Source organism: Pseudomonas sp. HY2-MNA-CIBAN-0224 (genome assembly GCF_040310285.1).
In the GTDB taxonomy this organism is placed as follows: Bacteria; Pseudomonadota; Gammaproteobacteria; order Pseudomonadales; family Pseudomonadaceae; genus Aquipseudomonas; species Aquipseudomonas helleri.
Map to the genome: position 1 here is coordinate 1 of NZ_JBEOPQ010000709.1, position 255 is coordinate 255.

Annotated in this window: 1 protein-coding gene; it reads right to left on the bottom strand. The window is 47.8% G+C overall.

What is annotated here, in order from left to right:
• The coding region (locus AAEZ03_RS28165; protein ID WP_350583245.1) for a hypothetical protein at positions 1 to 242 on the bottom strand (242 nt) is incomplete at its 3' end.
• Positions 243 to 255 lie beyond the last annotated feature (13 nt).

Here is a 255-nt window from a genome sequence, read left to right on the forward strand (position 1 = left end):
GGGATAAGCCAATAGGGAGTTGCTTCACTGCTTGAGGCACAGTTAGGAAAGTCGGGGTTTTTCGACGGACCCGCAATGGTTTTTTCGACGACCATAGAGATATATTGCTCATTACTGCCTTCTAAGGTGTTACCGTTTAAGATGACTTCCATACCAGTGCTTTTGGCATAATCACGGATAGCATTGACCTTTGAGTTCATAGGTGCATAAGCGTCTGCGCCGACGCCGTTTTCTGAGGTCACGCGTATGCCGTCT